The 14916-nt window shown below is 43.5% G+C and carries 11 protein-coding genes and 2 pseudogenes; all 13 read left to right on the forward strand.

Annotation, left to right across the window (positions count from 1 at the left end; genetic code table 11):
* Window positions 1-3: 3 nt before the first annotated feature.
* Window positions 4-3728: pseudogene (locus KX728_RS00220) on the forward strand (phosphoribosylformylglycinamidine synthase).
* A 12-nt stretch (window positions 3729-3740) separates the two neighbouring features.
* Window positions 3741-5183, forward strand: coding sequence for an amidophosphoribosyltransferase (gene purF / locus KX728_RS00225; RefSeq protein ID WP_215805105.1), 1443 nt, complete (start codon window positions 3741-3743; stop codon window positions 5181-5183).
* A gap of 38 nt (window positions 5184-5221) precedes the next feature.
* Complete coding sequence (gene purM / locus KX728_RS00230) at window positions 5222-6244, forward strand: phosphoribosylformylglycinamidine cyclo-ligase (protein ID WP_215805106.1); 1023 nt, start codon at window positions 5222-5224, stop codon at window positions 6242-6244.
* Window positions 6241-6792 (forward strand): phosphoribosylglycinamide formyltransferase, encoded by a 552-nt coding sequence (purN, locus tag KX728_RS00235; protein WP_215805107.1) that lies wholly within the window; start codon window positions 6241-6243, stop codon window positions 6790-6792. Before purM ends, purN begins: the two co-directional genes overlap by 4 nt.
* 44 nt (window positions 6793-6836) lie before the next feature.
* On the forward strand, window positions 6837-7301 hold the full coding sequence (locus tag KX728_RS00240; RefSeq protein ID WP_215805108.1) for a GNAT family N-acetyltransferase: 465 nt from the start codon (window positions 6837-6839) through the stop codon (window positions 7299-7301).
* Window position 7302: 1 nt separating this feature from the next.
* Window positions 7303-8850 carry a bifunctional phosphoribosylaminoimidazolecarboxamide formyltransferase/IMP cyclohydrolase gene (gene purH / locus KX728_RS00245; RefSeq protein ID WP_215805109.1) on the forward strand — a complete coding sequence of 516 codons (1548 nt, stop codon included), beginning with the start codon at window positions 7303-7305 and terminating at the stop codon, window positions 8848-8850.
* Window positions 8851-8971: 121 nt separating this feature from the next.
* Complete coding sequence (gene purD, locus KX728_RS00250; protein ID WP_215805110.1) at window positions 8972-10234, forward strand: phosphoribosylamine--glycine ligase; 1263 nt, start codon at window positions 8972-8974, stop codon at window positions 10232-10234.
* A 125-nt stretch (window positions 10235-10359) separates the two neighbouring features.
* Window positions 10360-10446, forward strand: a pseudogene (locus KX728_RS09395) (phosphoribosylaminoimidazole carboxylase); the annotation flags it as partial.
* Window positions 10447-10474: 28 nt separating this feature from the next.
* A complete protein-coding gene (gene purE / locus KX728_RS00255) occupies window positions 10475-10963 on the forward strand; it encodes a 5-(carboxyamino)imidazole ribonucleotide mutase (protein ID WP_215805111.1) in 489 nt (162 codons plus the stop codon).
* Window positions 10950-12023 (forward strand): 5-(carboxyamino)imidazole ribonucleotide synthase, encoded by a 1074-nt coding sequence (purK, locus tag KX728_RS00260; protein WP_215805112.1) that lies wholly within the window; start codon window positions 10950-10952, stop codon window positions 12021-12023. Before purE ends, purK begins: the two co-directional genes overlap by 14 nt.
* 12 nt (window positions 12024-12035) lie before the next feature.
* On the forward strand, window positions 12036-13301 hold the full coding sequence (locus tag KX728_RS00265) for a PD-(D/E)XK nuclease family protein (protein ID WP_215805113.1): 1266 nt from the start codon (window positions 12036-12038) through the stop codon (window positions 13299-13301).
* 31 nt (window positions 13302-13332) lie between these two features.
* Window positions 13333-13557, forward strand: a complete 225-nt coding sequence (locus KX728_RS00270; RefSeq protein WP_215805114.1) for a phosphoribosylaminoimidazole carboxylase — start codon at window positions 13333-13335, stop codon at window positions 13555-13557.
* Between the two features lie 27 nt (window positions 13558-13584).
* The gene (locus tag KX728_RS00275; protein ID WP_215805115.1) at window positions 13585-14916 is read left to right on the forward strand and encodes a ribonuclease H1 domain-containing protein; all 1332 of its coding nucleotides are present in this window, start codon (window positions 13585-13587) and stop codon (window positions 14914-14916) included.

The raw sequence follows: 14916 nt of genomic DNA on the forward strand, positions 1-14916 counted from the left end.
TTGATGGATAAACGTATTTTTGTTGAAAAAAAGGCTGATTTTCAGGTCAAGTCAGAGAGTTTGGTAAGGGAGCTCCAGCACAACTTGGGATTGTCAACTTTGAAAAGTATTCGCATTGTGCAGGTTTATGATGTCTTTGATTTGGCAGAGGACTTGTTTGCACCTGCAGAGAAGCACATCTTCTCTGAGCAGGTGACGGATCATGTCTTGGACGAAGCGGCCGTGCAAGCGGATCTTGCCAACTATGCTTTCTTTGCCATTGAAAGCCTGCCTGGTCAATTTGACCAGCGTGCAGCTTCTTCACAGGAAGCCTTGCTTTTACTGGGAAGTTCAAGTGATGTAACAGTCAACACAGCCCAGCTTTACTTGGTCAATAAGGATATTGATGCGACTGAGTTGGAAGCAGTCAAGAACTACTTGCTCAACCCAGTTGATTCTCGTTTCAAGGACATCACGACAGGGATTGCCAAGCAGGAATTTTCAGAGTCGGACAAGACCATTCCTAAATTGACTTTCTTTGAAAGTTATACGGCAGAAGACTTTGCTCGCTACAAGGCCGAGCAAGGGATGGCAATGGAAGTGGATGATTTGCTCTTTATCCAAGACTATTTCAAGTCAATTGGGCGCGTGCCAACGAGACTGAGCTCAAGGTATTAGATACCTACTGGTCTGACCACTGCCGTCATACAACATTCGAGACTGAGTTGAAAAACATTGATTTTTCAGCTTCTAAATTCCAAAAACAATTGCAAGCGACTTATGACAAGTATATTGCCATGCGTGATGAACTAGGTCGGTCTGAAAAGCCACAAACCTTGATGGATATGGCGACGATTTTTGGTCGTTATGAGCGTGCTAATGGTCGTTTGGACGATATGGAAGTGTCTGACGAAATCAATGCCTGCTCGGTTGAAATCGAAGTGGACGTTGATGGTGTCAAGGAACCTTGGCTCCTCATGTTCAAAAACGAAACCCACAACCACCCAACGGAAATTGAACCATTTGGTGGCGCGGCTACTTGTATCGGTGGCGCCATTCGTGACCCATTGTCAGGCCGTTCTTATGTTTACCAAGCTATGCGTATCTCAGGTGCTGGTGATATTACAGCGCCGATTTCAGAAACTCGCGCTGGTAAATTGCCACAACAAGTCATTTCGAAGACAGCGGCTCATGGTTATTCTTCGTATGGGAACCAAATTGGTCTGGCGACGACTTACGTTCGTGAATACTTCCACCCAGGTTTTGTAGCCAAACGCATGGAGCTAGGTGCAGTTGTCGGTGCAGCTCCCAAGGGCAACGTTGTCCGTGAAAAACCGGAAGCTGGTGACGTGATTATCTTGCTAGGTGGTAAGACTGGGCGTGATGGTGTCGGTGGTGCAACGGGATCTTCTAAGGTTCAAACAGTTGAGTCTGTAGAGACTGCCGGTGCTGAGGTTCAAAAAGGGAATGCCATCGAAGAGCGCAAGATCCAACGCCTTTTCCGTAATGGCGATGTCACTCGTCTCATCAAGAAGTCCAATGACTTTGGAGCAGGTGGTGTCTGTGTGGCTATCGGTGAATTGGCAGATGGTCTTGAAATTGACCTTAACAAGGTTCCTCTGAAATACCAAGGCTTGAATGGTACAGAAATTGCTATCTCTGAATCTCAAGAACGGATGGCAGTTGTGGTGCGTCCTCAAGACGTAGATGCCTTCGTTGCAGAATGTAATAAAGAAAATATTGACGCTGTTGTTGTGGCAACAGTGACTGAAAAACCAAATCTTGTCATGCACTGGAATGGTGAAACGATTGTTGACTTGGAACGTCGTTTCCTTGATACAAACGGTGTGCGCGTAGTCGTTGATGCCAAGGTTGTGGACAAGGATGCCAAACTTCCAGAAGAACGCACAACCAATGCTGACACACTTGAAGCAGATACCCTTGCAGTTCTGTCTGATTTGAACCATGCAAGTCAAAAAGGCTTGCAAACCATCTTTGACTGTTCGGTCGGTCGTTCTACAGTCAATCACCCACTTGGCGGTCGCTACCAACTCACACCAACTGAGGCATCTGTCCAGAAATTGCCAGTTCAGCACGGGGTGACCAATACTGCGTCTGTCATGGCTCAAGGGTTCAACCCTTATCTAGCAGAATGGTCTCCATATCACGGGGCTGCCTATGCAGTTATCGAAGCGACAGCTCGTTTGGTGGCTACTGGTGCCAACTGGTCTAAGGCTCGTTTCTCTTACCAAGAGTACTTCGAGCGGATGGACAAGCAAGCAGAGCGTTTCGGTCAGCCAGTAGCAGCTCTTCTAGGCTCTATCGAAGCACAAATCCAACTTGGCTTGCCATCTATCGGTGGTAAGGACTCTATGTCTGGTACCTTTGAAGAGTTGACCGTACCACCAACCTTGGTCGCCTTTGGGGTCACAACAGCAGATAGCCGTAAGGTGCTTTCTCCAGAGTTCAAGAATGTTGGTGAAAACATCTACTACATCCCAGGTCAAGCTCTTGCTGCAGAGATTGATTTTGACTTGATTAAGTCTAATTTTGCTCAATTTGAAGCCATCCAAGCTGATCACAAAGTAACATCTGCATCAGCTGTCAAATATGGCGGTGTCCTTGAAAGCTTGGCTCTTGCTACCTTTGGGAACCATATCGGTGCAGAGGTGAACTTGCCTGAACTTGAAACAGCCTTGACAGCTCAATTGGGTGGATTTGTCTTCACATCTCCTCAAGAAATCGCTGGAGTAGAGAAGATTGGACAAACAAGCGCAGACTTTACACTCCTTGTCAACGGTGTGAAGCTAGATGGACACAGACTTGACAGTGCCTTCCAAGGAAAATTAGAAGAAGTTTACCCTACTGAATTTGCACAAGCTAAAGAATTGGAAGAAGTGCCAGCTGTCGCTTCTAACGCAGTCATCAAAGCCAAGGAAACTATTGAAAAACCGGTGGTTTACATCCCAGTCTTCCCAGGAACCAACTCAGAATATGACTCAGCCAAGGCATTTGAAAAAGAAGGTGCAGAGGTTAACTTGGTGCCATTTGTAACCTTGAATGAAGAAGCAATTGTCAAGTCAGTTGAAACCATGGTTGACAATATCGGCAAGGCAAACATTCTCTTCTTTGCAGGTGGATTCTCAGCTGCGGATGAGCCGGATGGATCAGCTAAGTTTATTGTCAATATCTTGCTCAATGAAAAAGTGCGTGCAGCCATTGATGGCTTTATCGCTCGTGGTGGCTTGATTATCGGTATCTGTAATGGATTCCAAGCCCTCGTCAAATCAGGTCTTCTTCCATACGGAAACTTTGAAGATGCCAGCAGCACTAGTCCAACCCTCTTCTACAATGATGCCAACCAGCACGTGGCTAAGATGGTGGAAACGCGAATTGCCAATACCAACTCACCATGGTTGGCTGGAGTACAAGTGGGCGATATCCATGCCATTCCAGTATCGCACGGTGAAGGGAAATTTGTCGTGACGGCTGAGGAATTTGCAGAGCTCCGTGTCAATGGTCAAATCTTTAGCCAATACGTTGACTTTGACGGCAAACCAAGTATGGATTCTAAGTACAATCCGAATGGTTCGGTAAATGCCATCGAAGGAATTACCAGCAAGAATGGTCAAATCATCGGTAAAATGGGACACTCAGAACGTTATGAAGACGGTCTCTTCCAAAACATCCCAGGAAATAAAGACCAGCACCTGTTCGCGTCGGCTGTGCGTTATTTCACAGAGAAATAAAAGGTATAAAAAATGACATACGAAGTAAAATCTCTTAATGAAGAATGTGGTGTTTTCGGTATCTGGGGGCATCCAGATGCTGCTAAATTGACCTATTTTGGTCTCCACAGTCTTCAGCACCGTGGTCAAGAGGGGGCAGGAATCCTTTCTAATGATCAGGGGCAATTGAAGCGTCATCGTGATATGGGGCTTTTATCAGAAGTGTTCAGAAATCCAGCTAATTTGGATAAACTGACTGGAACGAGCGCGATTGGGCATGTTCGTTATGCGACTGCTGGCGAAGCTTCTGTAGACAATATCCAGCCCTTCCTCTTTCGCTTTCATGATATGCAGTTTGGACTTGCTCACAACGGAAACTTGACCAATGCCGAATCGCTCAAGAAAGAATTGGAACAAAGAGGAGCTATTTTCAGTTCAACTTCGGACTCGGAAATCTTGGCCCACCTCATTCGTCGGAGTCACAATCCGAACTTGATGGGCAAAATCAAGGAGGCGCTCAGCCTTGTCAAAGGTGGCTTTGCTTATATCTTGCTATTTGAGGACAAGTTGATTGCTGCGCTTGATCCTAATGGCTTCCGTCCGCTTTCTATCGGAAAAATGGCAAACGGAGCGGTGGTGGTTTCGTCTGAAACCTGTGCCTTTGAAGTCATTGGTGCCGAGTGGATTCGTGATGTGAAACCAGGAGAGATTGTAATCGTGGATGACAATGGGATTCAGTATGATAGCTATACGAATGATACCCAGTTGGCGATCTGCTCTATGGAGTATATCTACTTTGCCCGTCCTGACTCTAATATCCATGGTGTTAATGTCCATACAGCTCGCAAACGTATGGGGGCTCAATTAGCGCGTGAGTTCAAGCACGAAGCAGATATTGTGGTCGGTGTGCCAAATTCCTCGCTCAGCGCAGCTATGGGATTTGCAGAAGAATCTGGTCTACCAAATGAAATGGGTCTGATCAAAAACCAATACACCCAACGTACCTTTATCCAACCGACTCAAGAATTGCGGGAGCAAGGGGTGCGGATGAAACTGTCTGCTGTTTCGGGTGTTGTCAAAGGCAAACGTGTGGTTATGGTGGATGATTCCATTGTTCGTGGGACGACCTCTCGCCGTATCGTTCAGCTTTTGAAAGAAGCAGGTGCGTCTGAGGTTCATGTTGCTATTGGTAGTCCAGCGCTAGCTTATCCATGTTTTTACGGGATTGATATCCAGACGCGTCAGGAGCTGATTGCGGCCAATCATACGGTCGAAGAAACTCGCCAAATCATTGGTGCGGATAGCCTGACCTATCTTTCGATTGATGGCTTGATTAATTCTATCGGCATCGAAACAGATGCGCCAAACGGTGGTCTCTGTGTAGCTTACTTTGACGGCGACTACCCAACTCCTCTCTACGACTATGAAGAAGACTATCGTAGAAGTTTGGATGAAAAGACCAGTTTTTACAAATAGACGGATAAAGACTCTCCATGAAAGGAAAGGAAGAGAAGATGACAAATAAAAATGCTTATGCGCAGTCAGGTGTGGATGTTGAAGCGGGTTATGAAGTTGTTGAGCGGATCAAAAAGCACGTGGCTCGTACGGAGCGTGCAGGTGTTATGGGAGCTCTAGGTGGTTTCGGTGGCATGTTTGACCTCTCAAAAACAGGTGTCAAAGAGCCCGTCTTGATTTCAGGGACTGACGGTGTCGGAACCAAGCTCATGCTGGCTATCAAGTACGACAAGCACGATACCATCGGGCAGGACTGTGTGGCCATGTGTGTCAATGATATCATCGCTGCAGGTGCGGAGCCTCTTTACTTCCTTGACTACGTCGCGACAGGGAAGAATGAACCAGCTAAACTAGAACAAGTCGTTGCTGGTGTGGCAGAAGGTTGTGTGCAGGCAGGCGCTGCTCTCATCGGTGGGGAAACGGCTGAAATGCCTGGTATGTATGGCGCAGATGACTACGATCTGGCTGGCTTTGCAGTCGGTGTGGCTGAAAAATCTCAAATTATAGACGGCTCAAAGGTGTCTGAAGGCGATGTTCTTCTCGGACTTGCCTCAAGTGGGATTCACTCAAATGGTTACTCCCTCGTTCGTCGTGTTTTTGCGGACTACACAGGTGAGGAAGTCTTGCCGGAATTGGAAGGCAAGAAACTCAAGGAAGTCCTTCTTGAGCCGACTCGTATCTATGTCAAGACTGTCTTGCCACTTATCAAGGAAGAGTTAGTCAACGGCATTGCCCACATCACAGGTGGCGGCTTTATCGAGAATGTTCCTCGTATGTTTGCGGCTGACCTAGCTGCGGAAATTGAAGAAGACAAGGTTCCAGTCCTTCCTATTTTCAAAGCTCTTGAAAAATACGGTGAAATCAAGCGTGAAGAAATGTTTGAAATCTTCAATATGGGTGTGGGACTCATGCTGGCAGTTAGCCCTGAAAATGTAGGTCGCGTCAAGGAATTGCTGGATGAACCAGTCTATGAAATTGGTCGCATCGTCAAGAAAGAAAACGAAAGTGTCATCATCAAATGAAAAAAATAGCGGTTTTTGCCTCTGGTAATGGCTCAAATTTTCAGGTGATTGCTGAAGAGTTTCCAGTGGAGTTTGTTTTTTCAGACCATCGTGATGCTTATGTGCTCGATCGTGCAGACAAGCTCGGCGTTCTGTCCTATGCTTTTGAACTCAAGGAGTTTGAGAGCAAGGCAGACTATGAAGCAGCCCTTGTCGAACTCTTGGAAGAGCACCAGATTGACTTGGTTTGCCTAGCAGGCTACATGAAAATCGTTGGCCCAACCTTGCTAGCAGCTTATGAAGGTCGGATTATCAACATTCATCCTGCCTACCTTCCAGAATTTCCAGGAGCTCATGGGATTGAGGACGCTTGGAATGCTGGGGTTGCTGAGAGCGGTGTGACCATTCACTGGGTGGACTCAGGTGTGGATACAGGCAAGGTCATCAAACAAGTCCGTGTGCCACGTCTAGCTGATGATACCATCGAAAGCTTTGAAGCTCGTATTCATGAAGCAGAGTATAAGTTGTATCCAGAGGTGTTGGATAGTTTGGGAGTGGAGAGAAGGTAAGAAGTAAATAAAGTTTTGATTGAGCAATCTTGCTAGGAGAAAAAATGATTGAACTGAAATTGGTAGATGAGAGCAGTTTTCAGGCAGTGCTGGATTTGAAAATATCAGAAGCTGATGAACGAGCACGTTTCGTAGCTCCAAATGTTCGCTCTTTAGCTGATGCATGGCTCTACCGGAAAAACGAAGATGTGTTTCCGATGGCAATCTATTGGGATAAGCAAGTGGTTGGCTTTCTCCTGCTAGAAATAGACAAGGATGAAGCGGAATACTTTATCTGGCGGATAATGATTGGTCAGCAGTACCAAGGAAGAGGTTATGGTCGAAAAGCCTTGGAAGTTCTAATCAAAGAGGCTCAGATGGATAGAGCTTGCAGTCATATTACCGCAGATTATGTGGTTGGAAATGAAAAAATGAAGCACCTGTTGACTAGTCTGGGTTTTCAGGAAACAGGGCTTATAGAAGAAAATAACGAAGTCGCTATGCGCTTGGATCTAAAGAAAGAGGAATAGAATGACGAAAAAGGCCTTAATCAGCGTCTCAGACAAAGCGGGCATTGTTGAATTTGCCCAAGAACTTAAAAAACTCGGTTGGGACATCATCTCGACAGGTGGGACCAAGGTTACCCTTGATAATGCTGGGGTGGATACCATTGCTATCGATGATGTGACTGGTTTCCCAGAAATGATGGACGGTCGTGTGAAGACCCTCCACCCAAATATCCACGGTGGTCTCCTCGCTCGTCGTGACCTCGATATCCACCTTCAAGCGGCTAAGGACAATAAGATCGAGCTCATTGACCTTGTGGTGGTCAATCTTTATCCTTTCAAGGAAACAATTCTCAAACCAGATGTGACTTACGCTGATGCGGTGGAGAATATCGATATCGGTGGGCCATCCATGCTTCGTTCAGCGGCTAAAAACCATGCCAGCGTGACAGTTGTGGTAGACCCTGCTGACTATGCTGTGGTTTTGGACGAATTGGCAGCCAATGGTGAAACGACCTACGAAACGCGCCAACGTTTGGCAGCCAAGGTTTTCCGTCACACTGCGGCTTATGACGCTTTGATTGCAGAATACTTCACAGCTCAAGTGGGTGAAAGTAAGCCTGAAAAACTCACTTTGACCTATGACCTCAAACAAGCCATGCGCTATGGGGAAAATCCTCAGCAGGATGCTGACTTCTACCAAAAAGTTTTGCCGACTGACTATTCGATTGCTTCAGCGAAACAGCTCAACGGTAAGGAATTGTCCTTTAATAACATTCGTGACGCGGATGCGGCGATTCGTATCATCCGTGACTTCAAAGACCATCCAACCGTTGTGGCCCTCAAACACATGAATCCATGTGGGATTGGTCAAGCTGACGACATCGAGACTGCTTGGGACTATGCTTATGAGTCTGACCCAGTGTCTATCTTTGGTGGAATTGTCGTCCTTAACCGTGAGGTAGATGCTGCGACTGCTGAGAAGATGCACGGCGTTTTCCTTGAAATCATCATCGCACCAAGCTATACGGATGAAGCGCTAGCTATTTTGACCAATAAAAAGAAAAACTTGCGTATCCTTGCCTTGCCATTTGACGCTCAAGATGCTAGCGAAGTGGAAGCAGAATACACAGGTGTGGTTGGTGGTCTCCTTGTTCAAAATCAAGACGTGGTCAAGGAAAGCCCAGCTGACTGGCAAGTGGTGACCAAGCGCCAGCCAACCGAGATAGAAGCGACTGCTCTTGAATTTGCTTGGAAGGCTATCAAGTATGTGAAATCAAACGGGATCATCATAACCAACGACCATATGACGCTTGGCGTTGGCCCAGGGCAAACTAACCGTGTAGCTTCTGTTCGCATCGCCATTGACCAAGCTAAAGACCGCCTTGACGGCGCTGTGCTTGCTTCCGATGCCTTCTTCCCATTTGCAGATAACGTGGAAGAAATCGCTAAAGCAGGTATTAAGGCGATCATCCAGCCTGGAGGCTCAGTCCGTGACCAAGAATCCATCGAAGCGGCGGAAAAATACGGCTTAACTATGGTCTTCACAGGCGTGAGACATTTTAGACATTAAGAAAATAAAAGGGAAGAAAACAGTTTCTTTCCTTTTTTTACTTTAAAAGCGAAACGAAACAAGATTAAAACGAACGTTTATGTTATAATATTAGTAAATAATTCGCAAAAGAGGTTGGAAGATGAAGCTGTTAGTTGTCGGTTCGGGTGGTCGTGAACATGCCATTGCTAAGAAGTTGCTTGAGTCAAAAGACGTTGAAAAAGTCTTTATAGTTCCTGGGAATGACGGTATGACTCTGGATGGTCTGGAATTGGTGGACATCTCTATTTCCGAACATTCTAAATTGATTGAGTTTGCAAAAGCCAATGATATCGCTTGGACCTTTATCGGGCCAGATGACGCCCTTGCAGCTGGGATTGTGGATGAGTTCAATGCAGCTGGTCTCAAGGTTTTTGGTCCGACTAGGGCTGCAGCGGAGCTGGAGTGGTCCAAGGATTTTGCTAAGGAAATCATGGTCAAATATGACGTTCCGACAGCAGCCTATGGCACATTTTCAGATTTCGAGGAGGCCAAGGCTTATATCGAGGAGAAAGGCGCTCCTATCGTTGTCAAGGCGGATGGATTGGCGCTCGGGAAAGGTGTCGTCGTTGCGGAGACGGTTGAGCAAGCGGTCGAAGCAGCTCATGAGATGCTTTTGGACAATAAATTTGGTGATTCTGGTGCGCGTGTGGTCATCGAGGAATTCCTTGACGGAGAAGAGTTCTCCCTCTTTGCCTTTGTCAATGGGGACAAGTTCTACATCATGCCAACGGCTCAGGATCACAAACGTGCTTACGATGGCGACAAGGGCCCTAACACTGGTGGGATGGGTGCCTATGCGCCAGTTCCTCACTTACCACAGAGCGTGGTTGACACAGCGGTTGAGACTATTGTTAAGCCAGTTCTTGAAGGGATGATTAAAGAAGGTCGTCCGTATCTTGGTGTTCTTTACGCAGGGCTTATCTTGACTGCTGATGGCCCTAAGGTCATCGAGTTCAACGCTCGATTTGGAGATCCCGAAACGCAAATCATCTTGCCTCGTTTGACATCTGACTTTGCGCAAAACATCACTGACATTTTGGATGGCAAAGAGCCAACCATCACTTGGATGGACAAGGGTGTGACATTGGGCGTGGTTGTAGCATCAAACGGCTACCCACTCGCTTATGAGAAGGGTGTCAAGCTTCCAGCCAAGACAGGAGGCGACATCATCACTTACTATGCTGGTGCTAAATTCGCTGAAAATGGCCAAGACCTTCTCTCAAACGGCGGACGTGTTTATATGCTAGTCACAACAGCAGACACCGTCAAAGATGGCCAAAACATCATCTACAACCAACTCGACAAACAAAACACAGAAGGCCTCTTCTATCGAAATGATATCGGTAGCAAGGCTATTAAGTAAAGACATAAGAATAACACGACGAAGTCGCCAAATACGATAATGGTTGCATAACTTGCGAGCATTAGCGAGCAATAAAATAACAATCACCGCCGTTGTGAAAGAAGGCTTGGATTTATTAGTCAAGCCTTCAGGGAAATCGGAAGACCTGGGGCTTCCGATTTAGGCATGAGACACCTTTGGTGGCTGCTGCCGTCCCTCACAACCTAAGGTGATTGTTGAAAGGAAGAAAAAGGAGAAGAAATGAAACCAGTAATTTCCATTATCATGGGCTCAAAATCCGACTGGGCAACCATGCAAAAAACCGCCGAAGTTCTCGATCGCTTCGGTGTAGCCTACGAAAAGAAAGTTGTCTCTGCCCACCGTACACCTGATCTCATGTTCAAACATGCCGAGGAAGCACGGAGTCGCGGTATCAAGGTCATTATTGCAGGTGCAGGTGGCGCAGCCCATTTGCCAGGTATGGTAGCTGCCAAAACAACCCTTCCTGTCATCGGTGTACCTGTCAAGTCTCGTGCCCTTAGTGGGGTGGATTCACTCTATTCTATCGTTCAGATGCCAGGTGGCGTACCAGTCGCAACTATGGCTATCGGTGAAGCAGGAGCGACAAACGCTGCCCTCTTTGCCCTCCGTCTTCTTTCAGTAGAAGATCAGGCTATCTCGACAGCATTGGCAGATTTCGCAGAAGAGCAAGGAAAAATCGCAGAGGAGTCTACCAATGAGCTCATCTAAAACAATCGGAATTATCGGTGGTGGCCAGCTGGGTCAGATGATGGCCATCTCCGCTATCTACATGGGGTACAAGGTTATCGCGCTGGATCCTGCGGCGGATTGCCCGGCCTCTCGTGTGGCGGAAATCATAGTGGCTCCTTATAACGATGTGGCTGCCCTCCGTCAGTTGGCTGAGCGTTGCGATGTCCTCACCTATGAGTTTGAAAATGTGGATGCTGACGGACTAGATGCTGTCATTAAGGATGGACAACTCCCTCAAGGGACCGATCTGCTCCGTATTTCCCAAAATCGCATTTTTGAAAAGGATTTTCTCTCAAACAAGGCACAAGTCACTGTGGCACCTTACAAGGTTGTGACCTCAAGCCAAGACTTGGCAGATATTGACCTATCGAAAAACTATGTCCTCAAGACTGCAACAGGTGGTTATGATGGACACGGACAAAAGGTCATTCGTTCAGAGGAAGACTTGGAAGAAGCCTATGTGCTAGCCGATTCAGCAGATTGTGTTTTGGAAGAATTTGTCAACTTTGATCTTGAAATTTCTGTTATCGTTTCTGGGAATGGCAAGGATGTGACGGTTTTCCCAGTTCAGGAAAATATCCACCGTAACAACATCCTCTCTAAGACCATCGTACCAGCCCGCATTTCAGAAAGTCTAGCAGAAAAGGCTAAATCCATGGCAGTGCGAATCGCTGAACAGTTGAACCTGTCTGGAACCCTTTGTGTGGAAATGTTTGCGACAGCTGACGACATCATTGTCAATGAGATTGCCCCCCGCCCACACAACTCTGGGCACTACTCTATCGAAGCCTGCGACTTTTCACAGTTTGATACCCATATCTTGGGTGTTCTCGGAGCACCATTGCCAGCTATCAAATTGCATGCGCCAGCCGTTATGCTCAATGTTCTCGGCCAACACGTCGAGGCTGCTGAAACATATGTCACAGAAAATCCAAGCGCCCACCTCCACATGTATGGTAAAATAGAAGCGAAGCACAACCGCAAAATGGGGCATGTGACTTTGTTTAGTGATGTACCGGATGAGGTTGAAGAGTTTTGATAAGGGAATACAATGGATATTAAAGATTATGTAGATTTGATTGAATCGATTCGTGTAGAGAATCCTAATTTGAAAAAATATGTTGATAAATTGGTTGTTGAATCAATTCCAAATTTTTGGGAAATTATTGAGTATGGAAACACAAAAGATAGAAATATGCGTAGTGCTCATGAAATTCGATATTCGCGATTTATTAAATGGTTGTTGGACCCTACAGAAAATCATAGGTTAGGTCACTTATTTATTAGGGAATTATTAAAATCAGTAGAAGATATAAACATATCTAATAAGGAAATTCTTTCATCTTTTTCTGATGACAGTGCAGATATTATAGTGTGTCAGACAGAATATAAAAATATTGATGTTTATTACTATAATAAAGATAAGCAAATTCAAGTTGCTATTGAAGTGAAACAATATTCTTCAGAACATAATAGTGGTAGCTCTGAGGAATCTCAGTTAACTCAGTACTCAAAAGTTTTAGATGAACGTTTTGGGAAGCAATATAAATTTTTCTTAACTCCTGACGGTGATGAGCCTAGTATAAAGAATCAAGATTGGATTTCAATTGATTATAAAGCAATATCTCGTATTCTTGATAGTATGATTGCTAATAATCATGATTTAGATTTTATAAAACTTGTAAAAGATTTCAGAGCTGACTTATTACGAACGGTTACGAATGTTTTGTTTACAAGAAATCAAGATGAGTTACGATTGCTTACTAGTAAAAATAGACAACAAATTTTAAGTTATGAACCTGATGATCTACGATTTAATCTAGAGTTTAAGCAAGCTATTTTAGAGTCGAATTTAGATGAAAAAAAGATTGTTAAGACGATAGAAGTTTTACAAGACAATATTTACAAACAAAATCATAATAAATCATCAGAGGAAGTAAAGAAATTAGTAAATAAACTTTTTGAATATTATTCTGGATGTTCTGGGCTAATGACTGATTATCAGAAGATTATGACAGATGACTTGTCATTGAGTGGATTTGTAAAAAAATCGAAAAAAGGACAGAATTTAACATTTATATCAGAAAAAGATTTGGATAGAGCAACTCAAATTTATATAGCTGGTGATAGTAATGGAGTTTTTCCTGCGGTATTTTGTATATTCAACCGAAATACAGGCAAATGGTCTAGCATAAAAAAAGAGCTTAAACTTTCTTCCAAAGATGCGTCTAGTTTATTACTTAATGATAACTTTCAGAATTTAATAATACAAATTAACACTGTATTAAATAGATATATGGTCCGTGTTAACAATTAAAGTAACCTATCATATATATTAGGAGAAATCTATGATACAAATCATCGTTAATGCATTTGTTGAAAAAGATAAGACTGGAGCTGTCGTCGAAGTCTTGTATGCTAGTAGTAATCACGAAAAAGTGAAAGCTAAGTATGAAGAGCTAGTGGCTCAGTACCCAGAAAACTATTTAGCTATCTATGATGTCCCGCTGGATACAGATTTGAATACACTGGATCATTATCCATCAGTGTGGATTGGAAAAGAAGAATTTTAAGAAGCGTATTGATGTTAAGGAGATAGAATGGGGAATTATAAATTTTATGCAGTAAAAAATGGTCATATCCCAGGGATTTATTCTAATTGGAGCGAAGCAGAGAAACAAATTAAGGGATTTCCTAATCAAAAATATAAAGGATTTGATGATGAAACAGATGCAATAAATTATCTTTATGGATTAGAAAATCGTTATTTTGGTTTGAAGAGAATTGGTTCGGGTGGCTTTGCAGAGGTATTTAGATTTCAAGAGAATGATAATGATGTGGCGATAAAAATTTTAAAAAAAGAATACTCAGAAGATCAAGGGATCGTTAGTCGATTTAAGAGAGAGTATGAAATCACTAATGAGTTATCAGGCATAGATAATATAATAAATGTATTTGATTTTTCAGAACAAGAGCTCTCGTATAAGATGGAATACTTGGAGTTTACCCTGTTAAAATTTGTAAATCAATATGAACTTGGAGATGATGAAAAATTATCTATTATCCAACAAATACTTGAAGTTATGCAAAAAGTTCATGACAGAAAAATTTTACATAGAGATTTGTCTCCTAGTAATATATTTATAAATAACGGGAAAATCAAAATTGCGGATTTTGGACTAGGTAAGAACTTAAGTTCACATGATAGCCATGTGACACAATATACACATGGTTTGGGGCAGTATTATTATTGTTCGCCTGAACAAGCTACACAATTAAAAGATGCGACTAACCGTAGTGATATATTCTCAATCGGAAGAATTATTAATTTTATTATGACTAAAAATCCAAATAATGGTAATCATGTTTTAAAAAGTGTAGTCGAGGTCGCAACGGCGACAGACCCAGGGAATAGATATTCTGATTGTAAAACAATGCTTAACAATGTAGTTGTGATTAGTAATTATATTACTTCTGAAACTGAACAAGCTAATATTGATTTGAATTTGAGAAGTGGAAAGTTAGATGTATTAGTTGAAAATTATTTAAATAACGTAGATGGTTTAGAGTTATGTAAGAAGTTAGGGGATATAGAGTATCCTAGTTTTGATAAGCTATTACTGGCTTATATGTCAACCTCAGATTCTAGAGCGATTGAAATTATTGATAAAATATCTCATAATTTTCAAGAATATTGTGGTTGGAGTTTTGCAGCTAATGATACATTTGCATATTTTTCATATCTAATTATAGAAAATGATTTTTCTCAAATTATTAAAAATAAGGCAGTGTCCATATTGAATTATGTTGCTTGGGGTGTGAACAGATTTTATGCCCAAGATTTAGTGAATAGACTAATGGAGATTACATCAAATGTTAATGAGATTCTAATACATTCTAGATTAAAAGACAGAACATGGGATAGTTTTTAG

This window comes from Streptococcus oralis, assembly GCF_019334565.1.
GTDB lineage: Bacteria > Bacillota > Bacilli > Lactobacillales > Streptococcaceae > Streptococcus > Streptococcus oralis_CR.

What these genes read in the sequence shown, in the direction of transcription:
- purK (WP_215805112.1), top strand. Translation starts at nt 10,950, where the DNA reads ATGAGCTCATCTAAAACAATCGGAATTATCGGTGGTGGCCAGCTGGGT.
- purF (WP_215805105.1), top strand. Translation starts at nt 3,741, where the DNA reads ATGACATACGAAGTAAAATCTCTTAATGAAGAATGTGGTGTTTTCGGT.
- purD (WP_215805110.1), top strand. Translation starts at nt 8,972, where the DNA reads ATGAAGCTGTTAGTTGTCGGTTCGGGTGGTCGTGAACATGCCATTGCT.
- purH (WP_215805109.1), top strand. Translation starts at nt 7,303, where the DNA reads ATGACGAAAAAGGCCTTAATCAGCGTCTCAGACAAAGCGGGCATTGTT.
- KX728_RS00265 (WP_215805113.1), top strand. Translation starts at nt 12,036, where the DNA reads ATGGATATTAAAGATTATGTAGATTTGATTGAATCGATTCGTGTAGAG.
- KX728_RS00270 (WP_215805114.1), top strand. Translation starts at nt 13,333, where the DNA reads ATGATACAAATCATCGTTAATGCATTTGTTGAAAAAGATAAGACTGGA.
- KX728_RS00240 (WP_215805108.1), top strand. Translation starts at nt 6,837, where the DNA reads ATGATTGAACTGAAATTGGTAGATGAGAGCAGTTTTCAGGCAGTGCTG.
- purM (WP_215805106.1), top strand. Translation starts at nt 5,222, where the DNA reads ATGACAAATAAAAATGCTTATGCGCAGTCAGGTGTGGATGTTGAAGCG.
- KX728_RS00275 (WP_215805115.1), top strand. Translation starts at nt 13,585, where the DNA reads ATGGGGAATTATAAATTTTATGCAGTAAAAAATGGTCATATCCCAGGG.
- purE (WP_215805111.1), top strand. Translation starts at nt 10,475, where the DNA reads ATGAAACCAGTAATTTCCATTATCATGGGCTCAAAATCCGACTGGGCA.
- purN (WP_215805107.1), top strand. Translation starts at nt 6,241, where the DNA reads ATGAAAAAAATAGCGGTTTTTGCCTCTGGTAATGGCTCAAATTTTCAG.